General features: G+C 53.6%; 20 protein-coding genes. 15 read left to right on the forward strand and 5 right to left on the reverse strand.

From position 1 onward, the window contains the following. The first annotated feature begins 40 nt into the window (after positions 1-40). From OHL23_RS26610 to OHL23_RS26645, 9 genes are all read left to right on the forward strand, one after another. Positions 41-1,882 (forward strand): MOSC and FAD-binding oxidoreductase domain-containing protein, encoded by a 1,842-nt coding sequence (locus OHL23_RS26610; RefSeq protein WP_263355088.1) that lies wholly within the window; start codon positions 41-43, stop codon positions 1,880-1,882. Positions 1,883-2,228: 346 nt separating this feature from the next. Then, entirely contained in the window at positions 2,229-2,822 is a 594-nt protein-coding gene (locus tag OHL23_RS26615; RefSeq protein ID WP_263355089.1) for an MEDS domain-containing protein, read from the forward strand. Between the two features lie 67 nt (positions 2,823-2,889). Continuing rightward, complete coding sequence (locus OHL23_RS26620) at positions 2,890-6,090, forward strand: PAS domain S-box protein (RefSeq protein ID WP_263355090.1); 3,201 nt, start codon at positions 2,890-2,892, stop codon at positions 6,088-6,090. Between the two features lie 264 nt (positions 6,091-6,354). Further along, positions 6,355-6,729, forward strand: coding sequence for a response regulator (locus OHL23_RS26625; protein ID WP_263355091.1), 375 nt, complete (start codon positions 6,355-6,357; stop codon positions 6,727-6,729). A gap of 753 nt (positions 6,730-7,482) precedes the next feature. Continuing rightward, positions 7,483-8,961: a TolC family protein gene (locus OHL23_RS26630; RefSeq protein ID WP_263355092.1), complete on the forward strand. Its 1,479-nt coding sequence runs from the start codon at positions 7,483-7,485 to the stop codon at positions 8,959-8,961. Continuing rightward, positions 8,958-9,257 (forward strand): YtcA family lipoprotein, encoded by a 300-nt coding sequence (locus OHL23_RS29095; protein WP_396127430.1) that lies wholly within the window; start codon positions 8,958-8,960, stop codon positions 9,255-9,257. Before OHL23_RS26630 ends, OHL23_RS29095 begins: the two co-directional genes overlap by 4 nt. Positions 9,258-9,269: 12 nt before the next feature. Beyond that, the gene (locus OHL23_RS26635; protein WP_263355093.1) at positions 9,270-10,487 is read left to right on the forward strand and encodes an HlyD family efflux transporter periplasmic adaptor subunit; all 1,218 of its coding nucleotides are present in this window, start codon (positions 9,270-9,272) and stop codon (positions 10,485-10,487) included. 134 nt (positions 10,488-10,621) lie between these two features. Continuing rightward, a complete protein-coding gene (locus OHL23_RS26640) occupies positions 10,622-12,664 on the forward strand; it encodes an FUSC family protein (RefSeq protein WP_263355094.1) in 2,043 nt (680 codons plus the stop codon). A gap of 20 nt (positions 12,665-12,684) precedes the next feature. Beyond that, entirely contained in the window at positions 12,685-12,933 is a 249-nt protein-coding gene (locus OHL23_RS26645; protein ID WP_263355095.1) for a helix-turn-helix domain-containing protein, read from the forward strand. 22 nt (positions 12,934-12,955) lie between these two features. Here the strand turns inward: OHL23_RS26645 and OHL23_RS26650 are convergent, their stop codons facing one another. The 4 genes from OHL23_RS26650 to OHL23_RS26665 form a co-directional block, all read right to left on the reverse strand. Continuing rightward, positions 12,956-14,104: an NAD(P)H-dependent flavin oxidoreductase gene (locus tag OHL23_RS26650; protein ID WP_263355096.1), complete on the reverse strand. Its 1,149-nt coding sequence runs from the start codon at positions 14,102-14,104 to the stop codon at positions 12,956-12,958. A gap of 53 nt (positions 14,105-14,157) precedes the next feature. Continuing rightward, complete coding sequence (locus OHL23_RS26655) at positions 14,158-14,646, reverse strand: RidA family protein (protein ID WP_263355097.1); 489 nt, start codon at positions 14,644-14,646, stop codon at positions 14,158-14,160. After that, on the reverse strand, positions 14,640-15,365 hold the full coding sequence (locus OHL23_RS26660; protein ID WP_263355098.1) for an SDR family NAD(P)-dependent oxidoreductase: 726 nt from the start codon (positions 15,363-15,365) through the stop codon (positions 14,640-14,642). Before OHL23_RS26660 ends, OHL23_RS26655 begins: the two co-directional genes overlap by 7 nt. A 490-nt stretch (positions 15,366-15,855) precedes the next feature. Then, the gene (locus tag OHL23_RS26665) at positions 15,856-16,500 is read right to left on the reverse strand and encodes a response regulator transcription factor (protein ID WP_263355099.1); all 645 of its coding nucleotides are present in this window, start codon (positions 16,498-16,500) and stop codon (positions 15,856-15,858) included. A 333-nt stretch (positions 16,501-16,833) separates the two neighbouring features. Between OHL23_RS26665 and OHL23_RS26670 the strand changes: the two genes are divergently transcribed. The 6 genes from OHL23_RS26670 to OHL23_RS26695 all read left to right on the forward strand — a co-directional run bounded on the left by OHL23_RS26670 (position 16,834) and on the right by OHL23_RS26695 (position 21,192). Further along, positions 16,834-17,241, forward strand: a complete 408-nt coding sequence (locus tag OHL23_RS26670; protein ID WP_263355100.1) for a DJ-1/PfpI family protein — start codon at positions 16,834-16,836, stop codon at positions 17,239-17,241. Positions 17,242-17,582: 341 nt separating this feature from the next. Next, entirely contained in the window at positions 17,583-18,005 is a 423-nt protein-coding gene (locus OHL23_RS26675) for a hypothetical protein (protein ID WP_263355101.1), read from the forward strand. Positions 18,006-18,042: 37 nt separating this feature from the next. Continuing rightward, positions 18,043-18,768, forward strand: a complete 726-nt coding sequence (locus OHL23_RS26680; protein ID WP_263355102.1) for an RNA polymerase sigma factor — start codon at positions 18,043-18,045, stop codon at positions 18,766-18,768. 400 nt (positions 18,769-19,168) lie between these two features. Then, complete coding sequence (gene mug / locus OHL23_RS26685; RefSeq protein WP_263355278.1) at positions 19,169-19,675, forward strand: G/U mismatch-specific DNA glycosylase; 507 nt, start codon at positions 19,169-19,171, stop codon at positions 19,673-19,675. A gap of 162 nt (positions 19,676-19,837) precedes the next feature. Further along, the gene (locus tag OHL23_RS26690; RefSeq protein ID WP_263355103.1) at positions 19,838-20,782 is read left to right on the forward strand and encodes an aldo/keto reductase; all 945 of its coding nucleotides are present in this window, start codon (positions 19,838-19,840) and stop codon (positions 20,780-20,782) included. A 26-nt stretch (positions 20,783-20,808) separates the two neighbouring features. Further along, the gene (locus tag OHL23_RS26695; protein WP_263355104.1) at positions 20,809-21,192 is read left to right on the forward strand and encodes a nuclear transport factor 2-like protein; all 384 of its coding nucleotides are present in this window, start codon (positions 20,809-20,811) and stop codon (positions 21,190-21,192) included. A 127-nt stretch (positions 21,193-21,319) separates the two neighbouring features. Here OHL23_RS26695 and OHL23_RS26700 read toward each other — a convergent pair whose 3' ends face one another. Beyond that, complete coding sequence (locus tag OHL23_RS26700; RefSeq protein ID WP_263355105.1) at positions 21,320-22,669, reverse strand: hypothetical protein; 1,350 nt, start codon at positions 22,667-22,669, stop codon at positions 21,320-21,322. Positions 22,670-22,878: the final 209 nt, after the last annotated feature.

The raw sequence follows: 22,878 nt of genomic DNA on the forward strand, positions 1-22,878 counted from the left end.
TAGAGACGCCGCAATACTTTGCGGAGGTGCGTCCTAAGGCATGAAACGGCGGTATCGTCATGCTGCCCTTTCCGCAACAAAAGAGGTCGGCTGGAGCTCCGTCGAAAGGCAAAGCATCGTGCATTCGCTTATCTCTGTGAACGTCGGTCTTCCACGCGACATTGCCTGGCAAGGCAGGATAGTGCACACCGCTGTCTGGAAACGATCCGTGGCAGGCAGGGTGATGGCGCGGCGACTGAATCTCGATGGCGATGGACAGGGCGATCTAGCGGGGCACGGTGGAGAGCATCGCGCCGTCATGGTGTATCAGCTCGACTCTTATCGCCACTGGGAGGCGTATCTCCGAAGACACGACTTTGAGTATGGCCAGTTCGGCGAAAACCTGACAGTCGATGGTCTGCCAGATAACGAGGTTTGTATCGGAGATCGCTACAGGATCGGTGGCGCGCTGTTTGAAGTAACTCAGCCGCGCGTCACCTGTTATCGCGTCGGCATACGAATGAAGAACCCGGCGATGCCAGCGCTGCTGGTTTCGCATCGGAGACCGGGCTTTTATTTCCGAGTCATCGAAGAAGGGGAAATTGGTGCGGGAGACGAGATCGTGAAGGTCGTCGACGGACCAGAGCATGTCACTGTCCAGGAAATCGATAGACTGCTTTACCTGCCCGGCCGCACGCCGGATCAACTGCAACGTGCTCTGCGCATCCCAGCACTCAGCGCGGGTTGGAAGAGCTCGTTCCAATCGCTGGTCGCGGCCGAAGAGAAACACGACCGGGGTGGAAATGCGAGCTTTGCTCCGTCTTCCGCGCCACCTGAGATGTGGCGCGGGTTTCGCTCACTGCGAGTTGCGGCGGTACAACGCGAGAGTGGTGACGTGCTCTCGTTTGTTTTGGAGTCAGAAAACCGCAGCCCATTACCGGCGCCTCTTCCCGGTCAATTTCTCGTTTTCAAACTCGAACTGGAAAAGGATTCAGATCTAATCCTGCGAAGCTATTCGATGTCCGGTCCGCCGGGGACGGGAACGTATCGCATCAGCGTGAAGCGTGCCGCTGGCGCAGGGAGTCGCTACTTTCATGACCGGGTTCGGGCTGGCGATCTGCTACAGGTGAGCGCGCCGAGAGGCAGCTTCACACTTGCTCCGGGCAACAGGCCTGTTGCCTTGCTCAGCGCCGGTATCGGGGTGACCGCGGTTCTCTCAATGCTTCACTCGCTTGCGGATGGCGCCGCAAACTCAACGCGAGAAGTCTGGTGGTGTTACGGTACTCGAAATCGCACGGAGCACCCATTTGCCGCAGAGGCGCGAGCCCTTCTCCTCGGTCTTCCCCAGAATCATTCCTTCGTCGCATATAGCAAGCCGGAAGTTGGAGATCAGTCAGGTAAGGATTACGATATCTGCGGACACCTGAATCTCTCATCCTTGCAACAGCTCCGGGTACCGAAGGAAGCGGACTTCTATCTCTGTGGACCGGCTGCTTTCCTTCGCGACTTTACCGCTGACTTGAAGTCGTGGGGTGTCCCTGTCTCCTGTATCCATTCCGAGGTATTCGGCGCTGAATCGTCGAAAACACCCGGAATCGCGAGCGCCACGTCCGTTTCTCCGCATCCGCCCGTCGAAAACGTTGGCACCGGACCGAAGGTTTCCTTCACACGCAGCGGTCTCACAGTGCCGTGGAACTCGCGGTATGAAAGCCTCCTCGAATTCGCGGAAGCCTGCGATGTTCCCGTCAGGTGGGCCTGCCGGACGGGTGTCTGCCACAATTGCGAGTGCGGGTTGATCGATGGAAGGATCAGCTACGCGCCCGAGCCGCTCGATCGGCCAGCCGAAGGGAACATTTTGATCTGTTGCTCAACTCCGCTGACCGCGGTCGAACTCGATCTCTGATCGTCAGACTCTTCAAGGGTGCGACGTCATAATTCTTTACGTCGTTCGCGGCTGCGGCAACCTCGCGACGCGTGTTTGCTCCGAAATCGACAGGACAAAGAGTTTTTTAGTCGACGAAGGTTGTCGCCGTTATAGAATTGCTTGTACCTTACGCAGCATATGCAAGCCTTTTCGCGTAGGTCACCATGGTCCCCGGTCCCCGCGATTCCCGACTATCGATCTCTGCTTTGTTCTTTTGCGATGAAGAGTGAAATCGCTGATAAGTCAGGCACTTTTGCTCGGGAAATTCACCCGCGCTGGTAGTTCTTGCCGTTCGCGAAGCGACTCCCAACGGGAGGACTTGCAAATGAAGCGCCCTCTGCAGCCAATTTCTCTCGCTGGCTCTCTACTCGGTGAAGTGCGCCACGTCTGCGCATTTTTCGCGAACGACGATGAAGAATATCGCGTATTACTTCCCTTCATCCGGGAGGGTCTGTCCTGCGGAGACAAAGCCATACAAGTCATCAATCCCGAGGCGCGCCAAAAGCATCTGCAGCGTCTAGCTGAGGTGGGCATCGACTCGACCGCTCATCAGCAAAGCGGACAGCTTCAGATCCGAAACAATACCGAAGTCTATCTACGAGATGGACAATTCGATCAAGACCGGATGCTTGCAGCATTCGAAGAGATGGCGGCTTCTGCCAGGAGTGCAGAAGGATTCCGACTGAGTCGCATCGTGTGCCGGATGGATTGGGCGTCGGGAGATCAATCTCATATCGAGGATGTGATCGAGTTTGAATCGCGTGTGAACGATGTTTGGCGCCGATATGACGACGCAGTTATCTGCACTTACCATCTCGCTAAGCTCAGCGGAGATGCCGTAATTGACATCATGCGGACGCACCCGATGGTCATTATTGGGGGGGCATCTCCAACAAAACCCCTTTTTCACGCGTCCTGAGGAGTTTCTCGGCGAATTTAAAAGACGGCGGTCTGGACGAACAAATCCCCAGTAGCGGCGGGCTAGTATGCACCAGCAACCAACAGATCCTGCGACTGAAGTAAAACGGCTGCAGCGCTGCATGAGCGATCTGGTCAGCGTCCTTGCACTTCCAGCTGTCTGGAGTGGCAGCGAGCCAAGTCGAATCCTGGATACCTTTCTCGATGCCCTTCTTGTGATGCTGGACCTTGATTTCCTCTATGCGCGAGTACGGCTTGACTCGCACGGAACCTCAACCGACGCGCTTAAGACTGCTCAGCTCTCCGGAACGAGCTATAGCGGGGAGGAGATTGGTCAGGCTCTCAAGCACTGGTTTGGAGAAGATCCGCAGCGATGGCCGGAAGAAGTACTTAGGAATCTGGGAGAGCAGGAGGTTTCGGCCTTTCCCATCAGAATGGGCATAGAAGGCGAGCTCGGACTCATCGTGGCGGGATCTCAGAGGCTCGGCTTTCCGGAACAAACCGAGAGGCTGGTGCTTGGAGTAGCTGCGAATCAGGTAGCTATCGGGTTGCAGCATGCACTTCTGCTGAATGAGCAGAAACAGGTTGCAAGTGAACTCGATAAACGAGTCGCGGAACGAACAAGGAAGCTTGCCGAAACCAACGAAGAGCTGCAACTCCAAGTTGGACTACTGCAGCATATTCCTGTAGCCGCCTGGACGCTCAAGCCCGATGGGACACCGGACTTCCTGAATCAAGTCTGGCTTGAATACACCGGTCAGACCCTCGCTTTTGTCCGATCGCATCCCGAGGCCTGGATGAGTGCGGTCCACCCTGACGATCTGGAAAAAACATCGACGAGCTTTTGGGACGGAGTTCGCTCGGGCCAGGGTTTCGCAATGGAAACCCGTTTTCTCCGCGCAGAGGACGGGACCTATCGCTGGCATCTCAATCGAGCCGTGGTCTTGTGCGATGCAGAAGGAAAAGTCCTCAAATTTGTCGGTACGTCCACCGACATCGATGATCGGAAACGTGCCGAAGAGGAGCTGCGAGCGAGTGAAAGCAATTTCCGTCACATTCTTGACAACATTCCTGGATATGTCTGTGCTGTGAATTCCACTGGCGAGATCGAGTTTGTCAATCGGCAATTCCTTGAGGACTACGACAAGACGCTCGAAGAAGTGAAAGGTTGGGCAACCAACGACTTCGTTCATCCAGATGACTTCCCTCGCGTGATAGCCGCGTATACGAACTCGATCACAAGCGGACCTCCTTTCGTCGATGAGTACCGATATCGCCGGGCCGATGGCGTTTATCGATGGTTCCACGTTCGCTCTCTTCCCGTGCGAGACAAAGATCGTCGGATAACCGGGTGGTACATTCTCTCAACCGATATTGAAGATCGGAAGCGGGTGGAGGACGAACTCAGGCGAAGCGAAGCTAGATACCGGGTTGTGGTTGAAACAGCCAGCGACGCGGTAATCAGTATCGACGAAAGCGGCGCGATCATTCTTGCGAATCCCGCAACAAAGCGGATATTTGGATACAACCTGGAAGAGCTTATCGGCAAACCTCTCACGCTTCTCATGCCGGAAGCAATGCGTAACCTCCATGAGACAGGTTTCAAACGATATCTGGAAACCGGCGCGAGACATCTGAACTGGCAGGGAACCGAGGTGACTGCGCTGCGGGCTAACGGTGAGGAATTTCCTGTAGAAGTTTCATTCGGAGAGATGGCCGCGGATCAGCGAAAGGTATTCACCGGATTCATTCGAGATATCTCCGAAAAGAAGCGCTCTGAAGAAGCGATCCTTGCAAGTGAGCGAAACCTGAGCCTGATCATCAATACGATGCCCGTTCTTGCATGGTCCGCTCTTCCAGACGGCACTGTCGAATTCTTCAACCAGCGGTGGCTGGACTACACGGGTTTATTACTTGAGCAGGCACAGGGGCGAGGATGGACTGACGCAATTCACCCTGACGATCTCGGCCAGATGTCAGAGTACTGGCAATCCATCATTCTCTCGCGAGGACCGGGCGAAATTGAAGCACGTCTTCGACGCTTTGACGGAAATTATCGATGGTTTCTGTTCCGCGCAGACCCAATGCGCGATGACTCAGGTGCAATCCTCAAATGGTATGGCACAAATACCGATATCGACGATCGGAGGCGAGCAGAAGAGGCGCTACGCATACGGGAGTTAAACCTGCTCCAGATAACAGAAACCATACCCGAGATGCTTTGGAGTGCTTCGCCCGATGGAGCGATTGACTACTGCAATGGCCGCTTGCATGATTACACCGGCTTTAGCCCCGAACAAGTTAGGAGCGGTGGCTGGATGAACCTTCTGCATCCCGATGATGTCGAACCGACAGCGGAAGTCTGGAAATCATGTGTGAAAAGCGGCACTCCCTATAGCGTCGAAGTTCGTACGTTTCACGCTGCCGACCACACATACCGTTGGTGTATGACGAGAGCGCTGCCATTACTTGACCAAGAAGGGCGCATAGTAAGGTGGCACGGCACAGTTGTGGACATGCACGATTGGAAGCAGGCACAAGAAGAATTACGCAATACTCAGGCGGAACTTGCAAGAATGATGCGCGTTATGACGATCGGACAACTGACCGCTTCGATCGCACATGAGGTTAGTCAGCCCCTGTCTGGGATTATCACGAACGCGAACACCTGCTTGCGAATGTTGAATAGCGAACCTCCAAATGTCGACGGTGCGCGCGAGACTGCGCAACGCACAATACGCGATGGTAATCGCGCTACGGATGTGATCACCCGTTTACGCACACTCATCAGCAAGAAGCAAATCAACATCGAACAGGTAAACCTGAATGAGGCGGTTCGGGAAGTAATCGCGCTGTCATTGAGCGAATTGCAGAAAAACCGCGTGATCGTGCAAAACCAGTTCAACGACAATTTGCCGCCGGTCAAGGGTGATCGGGTTCAGCTTCAGCAGGTCCTTCTGAATCTCCTCCGCAACGCTTCTGACGCTATGGTCACGATCACCGATCGGCCGAGGCAGCTATTCATACGGACAGATGCAGATGGTGGTCACGCTACTGTTTTTGTTCAGGATTCTGGAGTTGGTTTCGATCCCGAGACTACTGACCGGCTTTTCGAGTCGTTTTTTACCACGAAACAAGAGGGGATGGGCATCGGACTCTCGCTGAGTCGCTCCATCGTCGAGGCCCATCGCGGCCATCTATGGGCCACCAGAAACGATGGCCCAGGTGCGACCTTTGCTTTTTCTATTCCTTGTGATTCCGGGCTTTAGATGGACAGCACATCATGACAGACGCACGATTCCCTCGTGTAAAGGCAAAAACCAATACCAAAGTGCAATAGAGATTTTCGCGTGGTTCGGGCATTCTTTCTATCAGAGTGTCACACAAACAGGACTTTATCGAAAAATTCGGCTGCGTGATCGATCTCTTTCCTAGATCAACCTTTAGCGCGCACTCTCGGAATACATCGACTTCCTGGATAAGCTGTTGGGCAAAGCGTTCTAGGTGTTAATTAGGCACGAAATGGGAACTCCATGACGGATACACGTTTGTTGGTATCGGTAGTTGATGATGATGAATCGGTGCGCGAATCTTTACCTGATCTGCTGAAAGAATTGGGGTTTACGGCCCGTGCTTTTTCCTCGGCAGAAGAGTTTCTTGAATCCGACATAGTTCTACGGACCAGATGCTTGATCCTCGACATTGCAATGCCAGGCATGAGCGGCCCGGAACTTCAACGCGAGTTAAAGCTTCGCCGGATACAGACGCCAATCATCTTCATCACCGCTCATCAGGATGAGGCAGTGCGGAGAGAGACTATCGATCAAGGAGCGGTGGAATGTTTGCTTAAGCCTTTCACTGATACGGCTGTGCTCAATGCGTTGAATGCAGCGCTTCGAACCAATTGAGGTCTGACTGGCGATTCGACTCGTTATGCGGAAGTGCAACGATTTCCGCGAGTGGATATGGCTCTCAAATGATCCCGCGCCTCGTTTCGCGCACACCGCCCATCGTGTTCGTTGTCGATAACGATATCTCCGTTCTAGAATCGCTTCAAATATTGATTCGCCTCGAAGGCCTGGAGGTCGAGACGTTCAGATCGGCACGGGGATTCCTTGCGCATCCTCTTACATCCGCACCAAGTTGTATGGTCCTGGAGGTTTCTCTTCCTGGCTTGAATGGCCTCGTAGCAGTGGCAATCACTACAAGAGGAATCTCGGGCTTCCCTCAATCCTGTGGAGGAGGAAGTTGTCAGCAATGGTGTTGCTCGCAGGAGGTGTGTCCGTCTCCTCAAGCCTGACTTTTAAGCCAAATCTGTCGGCCCTTTCAAAAAGTGCCTGCTAAGAAATACTTGTCCTTCGGATGCTCTCGCATATGCCGTCATGCGAGCTTATTGAGTCTTAGGAACTCATGTAAACCGGTTCTTGCCGACCCCATACCAAGGTATTGATCGATACCAACGTCCAATAGATAGCTCTCCCCTTTTCTGGCTTAATCGCAAATGTGTATTGGATCTGAATTTCTCCATGAGCCGATCGTGGCCTGTCAGGCTCGACGAAGCGCTGTGTTGCGTGAACGACCCGATAAGCTTCTCGACGAAATGCAGAATACAGCAAATTTGTACAAGACCCACAGTCAATCAGTGATGGAAAGTTGTTGATATGAGATCTCGTCATCAGGCAAAGCAAACTCCGACGCTGGTAGTAGTCTCAAGGCTATTTGCGCTTGGTATGGCGATGACATCTCTCCTGTCGGTCGGGGCTTGGGGTCAAAGAGCTCCGACGACGCCGAACGTGCCTTGGCTACCAGACCACCACTCATTGGAACGCCACACTACCGCTGTCGCCACTCATGAAGCGCCGATCGATGAAGAACACGTTTACAGTCTGGGCGAGCTGATCGACATTGCAGAATCAAACAGCCCTACGACACAAGCTGCATGGAATCGAGCTAAGATGACTGCCGCATCGGTCGGGATCGCAAAAAGCGAATTGTATCCGACAATCATTGCTGCGGTGTCCGGAACAACGTATCTCAACCCACAACTCTTCGGTCCAACCTTTGTCCTGCAAGATTGGGCTATTTTTGACACGGAGATCCATCTGGCTTACACGCTTGTGGATTTTGGTGCGCGGCGTACCGAGATCAGTGCAGCTCAAGCGCGGCTTGTTGCTGCAAATCTGTCGTTCAACAATGAACATCTGATCCTCATTCGGCAAGTCAGCCAAGCCTATTTCAGCCTACTCAGGGCAAGAGGATTGCGAGAAGCAGCAGAGGTTTCGCTTAACGACGCCAGGACAACGGAGACCGCTGCGCAAGAACGACGTAAAAACGGGCTTGCTACCGTGCCGGAGGTGCTGGAGGCTAAGGCTGCGACTGCAAAAGCAGCCTATGATTTGCAGAGTGCGATCGGAGCTGAACAGGTCGAAATAGGAAATCTCGCCAGGGTTATTACCGCGAATCCGGTGAAACCGTTGAAAGTGGAACCACTCGATCAACTGAGAATTCCAGACAAGCTGGATCAATCAGTCGAGGATGCCATAAACACGGCGTTCAAAGATCGCCCCGACCTGCAAGCTGACCAGGCCCGGGTTCGTGCCGCACAGGCTGAAGTAAAACATGCTCACGCCGCCTATTATCCATCGTTGACATTCGACGGTTCGAAAGGTTGGATCCGCGGCTTTGGAGAGCAATATGACTCGCCTGGCACTTATGCAAAGACTTTTACCTACGGTGCGACACTCGCTCTGAAATGGACAGTTTTCGATGGATTCCGTCGCGAAAACAGCATCAGCAACGCGAAAGCAGAGGAGAAGGTAGCGACGGAGGAGGTTCGCGATCGTCAGGACGAGATTACAAATCAAGTCTGGAACGACTACGCCAATGCAGCGACAGCGTTAGAGCAAAGACAGGCGGCGGCAGCCTTATTAAGTGCTTCTTCCGAGTCGTACTCGGCGGCGCTGGAGTCGTACAAGGATGGCGTCCGCAACTTCCTGGATGTGCTGGCGGCGGAAGATGCTCTGGCGCAAGCCCGCGCAATCGACGTCATTGCTCGCACTCAAGTGCTTCAAACCTTCACCGATCTTGACTTCCGAACAGGCGACTTACTGACAAATCATCCGAAAGGCAAGAATCCATGAGCACGAATCACCAATCATTTAATCGCTCCAGCACACGTCGATTGTGGACAAGTTTTGTGACGAGTCTGTTTGTGCTGGCTATTGCCGGGTGCTCCGGATCGCCCGTGTTCAACATCCTGGGCTCGTATTTCCCGTCGTGGCTTGTATGTCTGGGCATCTCGATAGGATTGACGTTTCTGGCTCACCTGTTGGTTACGACGAAGAAGCTTGCGGAGCAGCTTTGGCCTTTACCGATCATATATTCAGCGCTTGTATGTTTCTTCAGCTGCACTCTTTGGATGATCTTTTTCGAGTAGGAGGAAACTACATTGCGAATTTCAGAAACGCTTAGACGCAAAGGATCGATCATCAGTGTCTGTATTGTTGTCGGCGCACTTATCTCGGCCGGACTGGTGCTTCGGGCCGTGGTGTTGTTCCCGCGTACTGATGACGCTGAAGTGACAGCCAACTTCATTGGTATAGCGCCTGTCGTTGAAGGTCCCGTCGTGCAACTACCTATTCATGACAACGACCTTGTCAAAAAGGGTGACCTGCTGTACAAGATTGATGATCGACCCTATCTGTACGCATTGCAAAATGCACTCGCTGCTCAAGCGGAGCTCGAAGGCGAAATTGAGAATGAATCCCGTAGGATATCCTCTCAGGTCAACGGCGTTGATGTGGCGAACGCAGGCGAGCAAAGCGCCTTGGCGAATGAGAGCAAGGCCACCGATGAAATCGAGGTCGCGGAAGCGGCGATTGCGCGATCGGAAGCTGCAGTCAAGCAAGCGCAGGCTGATGAAAGTTATGCTATAGGCAATTTTCATCGTATCGAGCCGCTCCTCGCGAAAGGCTTCGTGACTGAGGATGATGTCCATAAAGCTCGATCTCTGGCCGATGCGAGGACGGCAGCAGTGGAACAGGCAAAGTCTCAATTGCAGCTGGCGAAAGCGAGCCTGCTTTCAGCTTCTGCCCAAAAGCAGCAAGCCACGGCGCAGATTACACAGAGCCGAGCTCAAGTCAAAGAATCGACACATTCGGTTCTGGTTTTAGCGCCTTTGCTTGCGCAGCGCGACAGCAGGGCTGCAGCGGTTCGATTGGCTCGATACAACTATGAGCAGTGCAACGTGGTGGCGCCATTCGATGCCCGCGTAACCAATCTCACCACATCCGAGGGGCAATACGTGAAGGTGGGCAAGCAATTGTTCATCCTTATCGACAATCGGACTTGGTGGGTACTCGCAAATTTCAGAGAAACCCAAATTTCACATACTCGGCCAGGAACGCCGGTTGACGTGTTCCTCGTATCCGATTCAACCACGAAATATCATGGCGTTGTCGAGAGCGCGAGCTTTGGTGTCACACCCGATCCTGATGTAGTGGGAAAACTTTCGGAGGGATTACCCGAAGTACAGCGTACGCTGAATTGGGTGCGTCTGGCGTCACGATACCCGGTACGCGTTAGGATTATTGACCCACCCCCGGCCACACTTCGTGTAGGTCAGGTTGCAGTTGTCGTGATGCGACCTCTCCACCGAGATCACTGAGGCCAGCTATGACCACGTATGGCAGGTCCAAGTCATCGCTTCGGAATCTTATCGAGATTTTGCGAACCGAACTTGCGTGGTACCCTGCCCGGCCCGCCTTAGTGGGAAGAATCGTACTCGCCTGTACGAGCGTAATGTTGCTCGCAGTAATCTTTCGAATTCCCGGCGCGGTATTGGGCGCCAGCTTCCCGATATTGATTTCGCGGGAAAATCCAAAGGCTACCCGAAAAAGTGCATTTCAGATTGGCCTTGCTTGTTCCATCGGAACCGCTGAAGTGATTGTTGGTGGAATGTTGACGGCAGGCTCACCATTTCTTCATGTGATATGGGTGATGGTGAGCCTCTTCGCAGTATTCTACGCAATCAGCTGCTTGAACTTTTCGAATCCGTCTCTCACTGTTAGCGCAGTGCTCTCGCTTGGGATACGGACTTGGGATTATCCAATCTCTGCTGAAGAACGCGTGGAACGTACGCTTTACACGCTGCTCGCGATTCTATTAGCGTGTGTAATTTCCATCATAATTGAAACCATATTTGCGAAGAAGAACCCGCCGGACGCCGTGCTCGAGGGAATCTCTCGCCGCTTGAATCTCATACAAACGCTCTTGAGTGAAACATCCGAGGCAGAGTTTGCCTCCTCAACGTTGACGATTCAGCTCACTCGTTCTGCCACAAGAGGCGTAGATGATTTGCGGGAACTCCTCACGCGTTCCAGGTATGACGAAGGCTTTCATGATTTGCTCGCAACGGTGATAGCTCTCACAAGACAGCTCACGGAGCTGGGCTCGAATCTTGTCGAATCAGCTCCAATCTTATCTATCGAGGACCAGGAACGTTGCAGAGCCATTGCGCGAAATCTAGGTTTGGTTCGTTCCAGCCTCACGCGCCTGGAGTGTCCGGCATGGATCGATCTTCCTTTCGCAAGTCAGCCGTCAAATCCGATATTGACAGAAATTGAGCGCACAATAACTTTAATAGCTCAGAGCTTTTGCGGTGAGAGTTTTCGTATCCATTGGCTCTTGCCAACATCGGCTTCGACACCGTCGATCAGTGAGTTTGTCGTTAACGCCCTTCGAGATCCGGAGCATATGAAGTTTGCCGTGCGTGGCACGCTCTCAGCTTTTCTCTGCTATCTGTTCTATATGAGCACAGGCTGGATGGGTCTTGCTGCGTCATCGATTTTAACGTGTACCCTTACTTCTCGTCGATTGATAGGCGCGGGCCGGCATAGACAGAGTCTCCGATTTGCGGGCTTCCTCTTGGGGGCAGGCGTTATCGGATGGGGAACCGAGGTGTTCATTCTCCCTCAGCTAAACACGATCGCGGAGTACGCTGTGTTATTCGCGTCGGTCGTCTGGATTGGCTCCTGGGTAGCGACATCCGGTCCGCGGATAGCATTCTTGGGGCTTCAGATCGTCCTATCCTACAACCTGGTGAACCTCAACAGGTTCACGATCAATACTTCCCTTGTGCCCTCTCGCGACACGGTTCTGGGTGTCGTACTTGGGATTGTTGCAATGTGGCTAGTGTTTGACCATCTCTGGGCTCAGACGTCCAGTGCATCTGTCCGCAGCCTATTCCTCGGAACGTTGCGTAACGTAGCGAACTTCAAAGCGGTCTCGGCTGGATCTTCTAGAGAGACAAATCAGCTGTTGACTGCGGAGAGTTCGAAAATCAACCGGGATTTCGATAAGCTGCGAGATCTTGCTGATTTTTACGCCTTTGAATCTTTCCCGAAGAAGCCGCACGAAAGCCTGGTAAACCGGAGCATTCAAACGCTCCTGCCGGAATTGCGCGCGTTCCTGCTCGTGAAGACGGGACTTCTGCAGCAAAGAAGCCTGGCGGTAGGCGAGGTGGAAGAGGGGCTGATTCAGGAGGTGGAAGAGAGAGCATCCAGTGTGCTTCATCGATTGGCGAATGCAATCGAAGGAGAATCACCTGAACAGCTCTCGCTGTGGAGTATGAGTGCCGAGGAGCTTCGCGCGAAGGTATCAATAGAAGAGGCAAGATCAAGAGACGGAAACAACCTGTCGAAGTACACCGAAATGCGGTTATGTGCTTCCCTCTTGGATATGGCTTCTGATCTTGAGCGGCAAGCTAGATTGAACTTTATGCCAGAAACTGGCGTTGTAAAAGCAATTGACAATTGGTCTGTTGGGACAATCGCCGAGACCTAGTAGATCGTCTCTTGCATTGATTGAAGACGCTGGAGAAATACGCCGCATGGTACTCGGCATGGCTTCTGACGCCGGTTCGGGCGGAGCGAGCAAAGCAGATTTTGCGTCTCGGCAACACGATCTCGGACATCGCGTTGGACACAGGCTTCGTCGATCAGGCTCATTTCATGCGACGATTCAAAGCGATCATGGAAGTCACACCATGGCAATATATGCAACGTCGGATGCTGGGAATGATCGCGGAAGATCAGGGGCGCAGGTTGGTTTGAGTGTGACCGGGGTTGCCTCGACTCATGGAGTTCGATGGCCAGAGCGGCGTTCGCGGTTCCAATGAAGAATTGGACCGGCAACATCTTTAATCTCGGATACTAATGTCTGAAGCAACACGTTCGCATCGCGCTCTCGAGAGAGGCTTGCGCTCTGTCCGGCCCAGAGCGGAAGCAACTCAGGTCTCGCTGCCTTCTCGGCAGGGATGGAGAGATTCTTCACCAGGAAGCGCTGCAATGGATATGGAAGAATCTCCACTCCTGGGCCATTGAGTTCGTCGAGCAAGTGGTTGCGAATTCCGCGAGCAAGCCGTCCAGTAAAGCCCTTGGTCAACGCGGTGTTTTGAGCCTTTCCGCTGAGCAGCGCATTGCGATGATGCAGGCTTGCACCGGAATCTTCACTCGCTAGAAAGGCGGTGCCGATCTGTACACCCTCGGCTCCGAGGGCCAAAGCCGCCAGGATTCCTCGAGCATCAGCGATGCCTCCGGCGGCAACTACCGGAAGCGAAACAGCATCTACAACTTGAGGCGTCAGCGAAAAGGTTCCAGTGAGTGACTCCTCGGCGGAGAGCAGAAAAGATCCGCGATGGCCGCCCGCTTCAAAGCCGGAAGCGACAATGACATTGACCCCGGCCTGTTCAAGAGCAATGGCTTCGGATGGTGTGGTGGCTGTTCCGATCGTAACGATGCCTTGAGCGCGGCATTCGTCGAGGATCTCTTTTGGTGGAATTCCGACGATGAAGCTGAAGATGGGCACCTTCGCGTCGAGCAAAACGCGCGCCTGGTCTTCAAACCTTTTGGGAACGTAAGGCTTGTACTCCGGGAGTGGGACGCCCAAGGCCTCGATATGCTTGGCCAAGTGGGCAAGACTTCGCTGAAATTCTGCTCTGCCGGAAGTGCCTGCGCCCTCATCTTCCATCGAGACCCACAGATTGATGGCGAAAGGTTTGGCAGTCAGTTCACGAATCTCAGCGATGACATCTCTGATTGCTGACGGAGTCAAGCCATGCGCCCCAAACGAACCCAGACCACCGAAGTTCGAGACTGTTGCGGTTAATCGCTGCGTCGACAGCCCACCCAGTGGACCTTGAATGATGGGGTACTCAATTCCCAGGCTCGATGTAACACGGGTCTTATTCCACGGTGCAGGCGAGTTAGTAGACCGCTCCTTCATGGCTATCCTTTGGATGCAAAAGGGAGAAACTGTTTGGTCTCTACCCGAACTTCTTACTCGCCAACCTCGAAGATGACTTCAAGCTCAATCGGCATCCCGAGAGGAAGGCTGGCAACGCCGATAACGAGCCTAACAGATGTCTTCTCGATTCCGAAGACATCCCGAAACAGGTCCGATACTGCATCCGCAACCCTGGGTTGATCGAAAAAGTCACCGGAGGTTGCCATAAACACTCCGAGCCGGACAACGCGACTCACACGATCGAGAGATCCCAAGTACTGCTTGGCCGCGGCGAGAGCGCTCAATGCCGCGGTATAAGCGGCATCCCGTCCTGCGTCGACATCGAGTTCTTTTCCAAGCCGGCCCAGATATTTCGGCTTGTGATCGACAACTGGGAGCATGCCGGTCAGGAAGAGAAGATTGCCCGTCTGCAGCGCCTCAACGTATGTGCCGAACGGCGTCGGGGCCGCTGGGAGTTGAATGCCAAGTTCCTGCAGCCGCCGCTCTGCACTGACAGACAGCGAGCTGTTACCGTCTACCACCGGCCCACGTGCGCACCGCCGTCCACGTGCAGCACCTCCCCTGTGACGTAACGAGCTTCCGTCAGGTAAACGACAGCGTCGGCAATGTCCTTCGCCTCAGCGATCACGCCCATCGGCGACAGTGTCTTGAGAAAGTCCTTCGGATCGGTTACGTGCATCGGTGTATCTACGATGCCGGGCGCGACGGCGTTGAAGCGAATGTGATCCTTCGCGTATTCGCTCGCCAGGTTGAGTGTCACGGCCTCAAGGCCGCCTTTGGTGATCATTGGCACGGATGCCGTGACGCCAGCAATGGGATTAACCACGAGCGACGTTGTGATAGTTACAACGCTGCCGCCTGACTTCTGCGAGAGCATCTGCTTTACCGCGCCCTGCGTGACATAAAGGAAGCCTTCGAGGTTGACGGAAGAAAGGGCTTTGAAATCCTCGGCGGTGTACTCTGGGAACGCTTTTGTGAAGAAAATGCCTGCGTTATTCACGAGCCCATCGATCGACCCAAACTTGGTGATGGCCGTTTCGACGATCTTCGCGGCTACCGCACTCTCGCCGATATTGCCGTCGACGAGGGCGAGTTGGTCCGACGCATTGAATGCTTCCGACTTGCTGATGTTGCGTGAATTCGCGACCACGTTGTAACCGCGATCCAGAAATGTCTGAGTTACGGCTGCACCGATGCCTTGTGAGGCTCCTGTAACAATGACCGTCTGTTTGGTTGCCATGCCTATCTCCTGTTGTTGTGCAACGGGGTTACTATGCCCCTTAACGGTTACTGATTTCCGGGGAATATTGTGAGGAGGCCACAGTGAAACCGCATCCATGGAGATCATCTGATCCAGACTTGCCTTCAAACCGAATCGCAGGATCGCGTGCGCCATCCATTCGGGCTGCTCGATGTTCTGATTAAGCCACGGCAGAAGAAATGATCCTATTGGACGAAGGTATCGATCGATACCTTCGTATTAGATGATGCAAAGCATTGGCTCACTTGAACCACCACGGTGCGCCGCTTGGAATAACTCAATCCGGCGAACTCTCCCATCTATCTTTCGAAGTCACAGATCCGAGCGCATGCGGATTCATTTGATGGGGCGCTCGCATACGCCAATTGCTCAAACGCCCATCGTAGATTGGTAGGAGTGCTGTTTGAGAGGCGAACGAATAAGCTGACCTACGGCATTCCGACTGAACGCTGGTGGTAGTTCAGGAACATTAGGCCATAGGCGCAGCGACTTCGGAAGCGCGCGTAAGGCGGAGCTTCCCGGCCATCTTAACCAGGTCGGCGATGGAATCGGCATTCATCTTTTCCATGACCCTGCCTCGGTGCGCCTTCACTGTAATCTCGCTGATGCCTAGTTCGCTGCCCACCACCTTATTCGGTTTGCCGGAGGCTACCAATGCCATTACCTGGCGTTCGCGACCCGTGAGCGATGCGAAGCGATGTTTGAGCGACTGAATCTCCATCTCGCGGCCGAGCGCGATGCGGCTACGTTCGAGCGCCTGTCGAATGGCGGCCAATAGCACATCGTCGCTGAATGGCTTTGTCAGGAACTCTTGCGCGCCGGCCTTCATGGCGCGGACCGTCATCGGGACATCGCCGTGGCCAGTAATGAAAATGATAGGCATCTCAGTCCGTTCGGTGGCCACTTGCTTTTGCAGATCAAGTCCGTTGAGGCCCGGAAGGGAAACGTCAAGTATCAGGCAGCTCGGCGTCTGGACGCGTGGACGCGCGAGGAATTCCGATGCCGCTGCGTAGGTCTCGGGCTGCCAACCTTCGCAGCGAATGAGCATTTCCAGAGATTCACGTACTGAAACGTCATCATCGACAACAAATACGATTGGAGTGGCTTGCGACATAAGTGATTACCTCATCTCAGGATCACGTTGCTCGCTAGATAGAAGTATATTCTTCGGAATTCGGAAAATCACTGATTTCTTCATTCCGCTGAACGTGTAGCGTCGTAATAAATGGAAATGAAGAAATTTGGCCGTCGAGCGGTATGTGGCCGGATCGCACAGAAATCGAATCCGGATCAGGCCAGTGAGGTGATGCGGTGGATCAAATGAGGAATTCGCGGCCCCTTATTTGTCTTCGGAGACGCCAGTGCGCAGATAACTCTCACCTCGCCGAATGGCTGGCAGCACTCGATCGATCCAAAGAGCGATCTGCTGGAGAATCAAACAGACGCGATGTCGCGTTCTAAGAAGGACCAGAAGGCACAAGCGGCTCTATCTGAGACTGTCAAACTCGCGGATGTGAAATCGGAAGATTTCGACACTATCTTCTACGTGGGCGGTCATGGTCCTATGTGGGATCTTGCCGATAATCCGGATTCAATTGCGCTGATCGAGTCCTTCTACAAGTCAGGCAAGCCCGTTGCAGCACTCTGCCATGCGCCGGCTGTGTTCCATGTTACATACAACGGGGAGGCCATTGTGAGGGGCAAACGCGTCACCGGCCTTGCTGACAGCGAAGAGGAAGCCGTACCGCTGCCCATGTTGTTCCGTTCCTCGTCGAGGACGAACTCAAGCGTGTTGGTGGCCTCTATGAGAAGGCACCCGATTGGCAGAGCTTTGCGATTACTGATGGTCGCCTGATTACCGGACAGAATCCACCATCTTCGACCGCCGCAGCGCGGGCGCTTCTGAAGCTATTCGCAGAAGTGGCTACCTAATTCTCAACAGCACAAACGAGCATGTCTGCTCGGCGATGCCCATCTGGCCGACCATGCGAAGCGCCTAACGATGGCCGGCGAGTTCCACAGTACCGGCTGAATTCAAGCTCCTCGACAGAAGGCCCATCGCGTTCCGTGATACCTAGGTATCGGTCGATACTTTCGTCCAATGGATTACCCTCCGATCTTCTGTCTTAATCGCAATGTAACGTAGTCAAATTCTTTCCACATTGCCGATCAACCTTTCTTTCAGGGGGTATTCACGTGATCCAGGATGAAATAACTCCACATATACGAATGATGTTGTCACAGTCAAAGCGCAACCTGCTTGCCGTAATAAGTGCGGCCGTCTTTGGTCCGATTGTTTTTATTTCCTACAGTCACGCTCAAACCAAATCGGCAGTCGATGTAGAGGTCTCTGATGCGAGCGCGGCTTCTGTAGTACAGACTGGCGGAGTTGCAGGCGATTCAAGACGGCCTTTTCGCATCAATATTCCAGAAGAGGCACTCATCGACCTGCATCGTCGATTGGCGGCGACACAGTGGCCAGAGAAGGAGGCAATCACTTTGCCGCGTGGGAGCAACCTCAACTCTTCTCGAAGAGATCCGGGTGGCATTTCGATCACTGCGCTGAGTAAGGTGCACAGAATCAGAAAGAATAGCAGCCTCGAAAAGCTCGCACCGTAACCTTAGCCGTGCGTCTCAAGACAGCAGATCCATGTCAATGATTTGTTTTCTTTGCAAGATCACACCACATCGCGCTGAAAAGGAGCAATCCATGAATGTTACAGATGAAGAAGTGGCAATTGATGTCGCTTGCCTACGCAGGAATCCACTTCAGAGTGAGCGCCTTATTTCTGCGGCACGAGCGGGATCGTCTGCCGCGTTTGCCGAGCTCAGGGAGATTTATTCGCATCGAGTCTATAGGCGACTCCTCTCCATTACCAACAACCGAGAAGATGCCGAAGACGCTTTGCAGGATGCATTCTTGCGAGCATACTTGGCGATCCATACCTTCGAAGGAAGATCGAGCTTCTATACGTGGCTAACCCGCATCGCGATTAATTCCGCGCTGATGATTCTTCGCAAACGCCGAACCCGTCCTGAAATATCGTTTGACCATCCGAATGATGCGGAGGAGGATAACTCTGTCTTTCAATTCAAAGATGCCGCTCCCAGTCCGGAGCAAATCTGCGTTCACCGCCAGCGGTGCGCTCGTTTACTTAGATCCATCGGGAAACTCCAACCCAGGCTGCGCCAGGTCATTGAGTTACAGATGAAGCAAAGCTCTATCAGAGAGATTGCTCAAGCACTTAACATCTCTGAAGCCGCCGTCAAGTCCAGGCTCTTACGCGCACGTGCACGGCTGACAGCAGCGCGCACCTTCAGAGGTCTACATGTGGAGGCTCAGACAGGGGCCAGTTCGTTTCAAGAGGGAGACTCTGCCTAGTTCATCCGGTACGACGTTCATAGCTGAATGGAGGCAAGATTGAATGAATAGGCTTTGGCGAATTGCTTTGGGAAAGCCGACGAAGAGCGTAACTAGGCGAGCAGAATCGAATTCAGAGGAGAGTTGACGATGATGCAATAGCGAAGAAGTCGGACACGATCTGCCTCGAAAAGCTCCGCACTCCGTTGCCCAAGCTGTGATTGACGTTGATGAATTTTGATCGATTGAGCTCACTCGCAAGAAAGGTCTGCCGACAACTTATGACGGCGCTCTGCTGTGACCCATTAGTCTGATCTACATAAAGAATAATATGCAGAGAGTGCAGCATTCCATTCCTGTTCGGTAATGAACGTCATGAGGAGCTGGGAAATTGACTACGTTGACAAACACTTCACATGGTTTGCAAGATATCCTAGCGCAGAATTTGCTCGTCGTATTCTGCGGTATCAATCCTGGCCTCAGATCGGCTGCGTTGGGTCATCATTTCGCAGGACGCGGAAACAGATTCTGGAAGACTATCCACCTCGCTGGTTTTACTATGGAAGAGATTGCTCCCGAAAATGGCGCATCAGTTTTGGCTTATAAATGCGGTCTTACGACTGCGGTTGAGAGGCCGACGGCTCGTGCGGATCAGCTATCGCGAGATGAATTTGAACGCGCGGCCTCGAGTTTGTCCGCAAAGATCGCACGCTACTCACCGGGGTATGTTGCGTTCCTCGGAAAGGCCGCCTTTGCGGCTATTTTCGATAGAAGGTCGGTATCCTGGGGCAAGCAAGACGTACTGCTTGGAGGATCGAAGACTTGGGTTCTGCCCAATCCCAGCGGACTGAATCGTTCCTTTGGCTTGGATCAATTGGTTCGTGCTTACACCGAACTTCGAATCGCACTTGACGGAGTTTCCAACTGATAGCCGCAACATCGAATGGTCGAACAAGCTGGTGTTGCTCTTTCGGAAGGGAAAATCAAAACCATGGATGCTGCCAGAAAAATGCCCACAACCTCGCTGCCTATGAGAGGATGGGCTATCCGAACGGTGATGCTGGATACGTGATAGTGCCGAGGAGTCATCATGATCGGATCTTCTGATTTTCGAAACACCAGAATACCGCTCAACCATGGACGCGGTCAGATACCCGCACTGGGGTTTGGTACCCTGATTTCCGATGCAGCCGCGACGATAAGTGCTACCAGAAACGCGCTCGAAGCCGGATTTAGACACTTCGATTGTGCGGAGCGATACCGGAACGAACGTGAGGTGGGCGAGGCCTTGCAGGAAGGCCTTGCCGCTGGTGGGATAGCGCGCGAGGATCTCTTCGTAACAACAAAATTGTGGAACACCAATCATCGGCCTGAGCGCGTGCAACCGGCCTTCGAAGCGAGCCTGGACAGGCTCAGGCTCAATTATCTGGATCTCTATCTCATTCACACTCCATTTGCGTTTCAACCGGGGGATGAGCAGGACCCACGGGATCAAAACGGCAATGTTCTTTACGACCGGGACGTGACTTTGCTCGACACATGGAGGGCGATGGAGAACCTTGTGGACGAGGGCAAATGCCGCGCTATCGGACTGTCTGACATCGCCTTGGACGGACTGTTGCCCATCTACGAGGCGGCGAGAATCAAGCCGTCCGTGGTACAGGTCGAGTCACATCCGTACCTTCCGGGAACAGAGCTTCTGGAATTCTGCAAGGATAAGGGCATTGTGTTGTTAGCCTTCGCGCCTTTGGGGCACGGAATGAGGCCAGGGCTGCTGGAAGATCCAGTAGTCTTGGCAATTGCTGCGCAAGTTGGAAAGACGCCGTCACAGGTACTGCTGGCCTGGGCGGTACAACGCGGCACGGCGTTGCTAACGACGGCCAAGACTGCAGATCGGGCAAGAGAGAATTTCAACATCTCCGCACTTCCAGAAGATGCATTTGACGAGATCAATCGCATTCAGATCAGACAGAGACTCAATGACGTTGTGAATACCGGAACCCCGGGCTTCATCCCGCGAGTTAAATCAACATGAAAGCCAAACAACATCTGGAGCGGCGAATGCAAGAGGAACAAATACAGGAAGCCTTGAACGCGCATTGGCAGGCGTCGGAAGCCGGCGATGCAAACGCGGAGCACGACATTTACGATGACGATGCCATCTGCGATTATCCCCAGTCAGGAGAGCGAATCTTCGGGCGAAGCAATTTGCAGAGCTTGCGGAGCCATCATCCCGGCAAGCCATCAGGTTTCAACGTCAGGCGAATTCTCGGAGAGAGAGACTTGTGGATCACGGAATACACAATCGACTACCAAGGGCGACCAGCATATACAGTGAGCATTATGGAGTTCCGCAACGGTAAGGTCGTGCATGAGACACAGTATTTTGCGGATCCCTTTGAGGCGCCGGCCTGGCGGAGCCAATGGGTTCAGCGGATCGCGTGATGCCGCGTTGAGGCGATATCCGGTTTTGTCAGAGAATGCGTGACCACTGCAATGCAGTCACCTTCCAGAACCGCACCAAATTAATCTCAGTTCTGCAGCGGGTCGTGTTGAGACCCGGCCCGCGCAGCTACTCCTGGGTTTTCAGAGCCGTCGGAATCTCCAGTGGGACAAGGAAGTTGCTGGCGAGGACATAGTCGTAAAGGTGATCGAGCGGCGGTGGAGGATGGAGCTCGCGGGCAGAGACCCATCCGTTTGTATCGGTCCACTGCCAGTGGGTGGCTGAGATGCTTTGAAGCGCTCGGTGGAGGTCCTTTGATTTCATCGGATAGGCGTAAATGCGAACGTTTCGCGGCAAGAGGCGAGACAAAGCTTCAAGGAAGCTGCCGGGGAGATCATTGTAGCGATATTCCCATACCCGAATCAGCAGAGACAGGCCCAAAGCGAAGCGGATGGGTTGCATGGTGTAGCGGTTAACGAAAGCGGTCATGCTGTAGAGTTCGCGATCACGGAACAGCAAGACATCCCCGCAATGCGCGTGAAGCGCATCAATCCTTTCCAGCAGTTCAGAGATTCCCGGAGGGGGATCCGCTTCCCTGAGCGGCATCGCGGAAAAGCAAAAGTAACCGACAGGCGCGGGATCTTTATCAGCTAATTCTTCACGGAGTTGTTGGATTCCTGCGGCCAGCAGTTGATTATGGATTGCCGCATGATCGGAATCTACGTGTTCGAACGATCCTGGCGCGAGCACGGTAGCTTTCTTGTGGAGGACTTCCATCGGCGGCACGGGCGGCCCACTGCATGGAAAACAGACGGCTTCAGCAAGACCTGCGCAAACCAGGTGAGCTAGAATCGCGCGCTGGTCCCATCCCTCGAAGGCTGCGCCACGCACTTCCACATAGTCGATTTCAATACGTTTCTCGACGTCCTGGGCAATATTCTCAAAGAAGGATTCCTTCGTCTCCAATTGATAGAAGACAGCATAGATAAGGTTCACGCCCAGGATGCCGATAGCCTCTTGCTCGAGGGGGTTGGAAGGATCGCGCAGGTTGATATGGAGAAGTATGTCGTTCGGCTGCCCGCCAGGTTGCAGTTGGAACCGCAGGCCAACCCAACCGTGAGGCTCATTTGTTCCGGCGTAGTTGCGGGCGGAGATGGTATCAACAAAGGAAAAGAAGCGAGCGTTCGATCCACGGCTCTTGTTCAATTGATTGATGAGTTGAGTCCACTCGCTATCCAGCATGGTTTGGAGGCGTTCTCCGGAAACGTAGCGCGCACCAGCACCGTACAAATCGTCACTGACTTCCTTGTCATACGCAGAGATTGATTTAGCAACTGTCCCGGAGGCCCCTCCTACAACCAGGAACCATCGCACGACTTCCTGGCCAGCGCCAATTTCGGCAAAGGAGCCGTAGCTGGTCGGGTCGAGATTGACGCGGAGCGCTTTCTGATGAGTGTTAAGCCTTTCCATGGACGCCATAGAACCTCTCCTTAGTCGTTGAGTGATTGAGAGTTCATCGAACCTTGTCGGGCTGGCAAGCGATCACTGAAAGCTTAAGACAAAAACACACTGCCTTGCATCAATCTCACCTTACCGCACCTGAGATACATGCTCTTTTCATAAAAAAGAAGCAATTGCACTTGAGAGCAATACACAGCACGGCGCCAGGAAACAACTGCTGTAACCAC

Origin of the sequence: Acidicapsa acidisoli (assembly GCF_025685625.1) — a bacterium.
In the GTDB taxonomy this organism is placed as follows: Bacteria; Acidobacteriota; Terriglobia; order Terriglobales; family Acidobacteriaceae; genus Acidicapsa; species Acidicapsa acidisoli.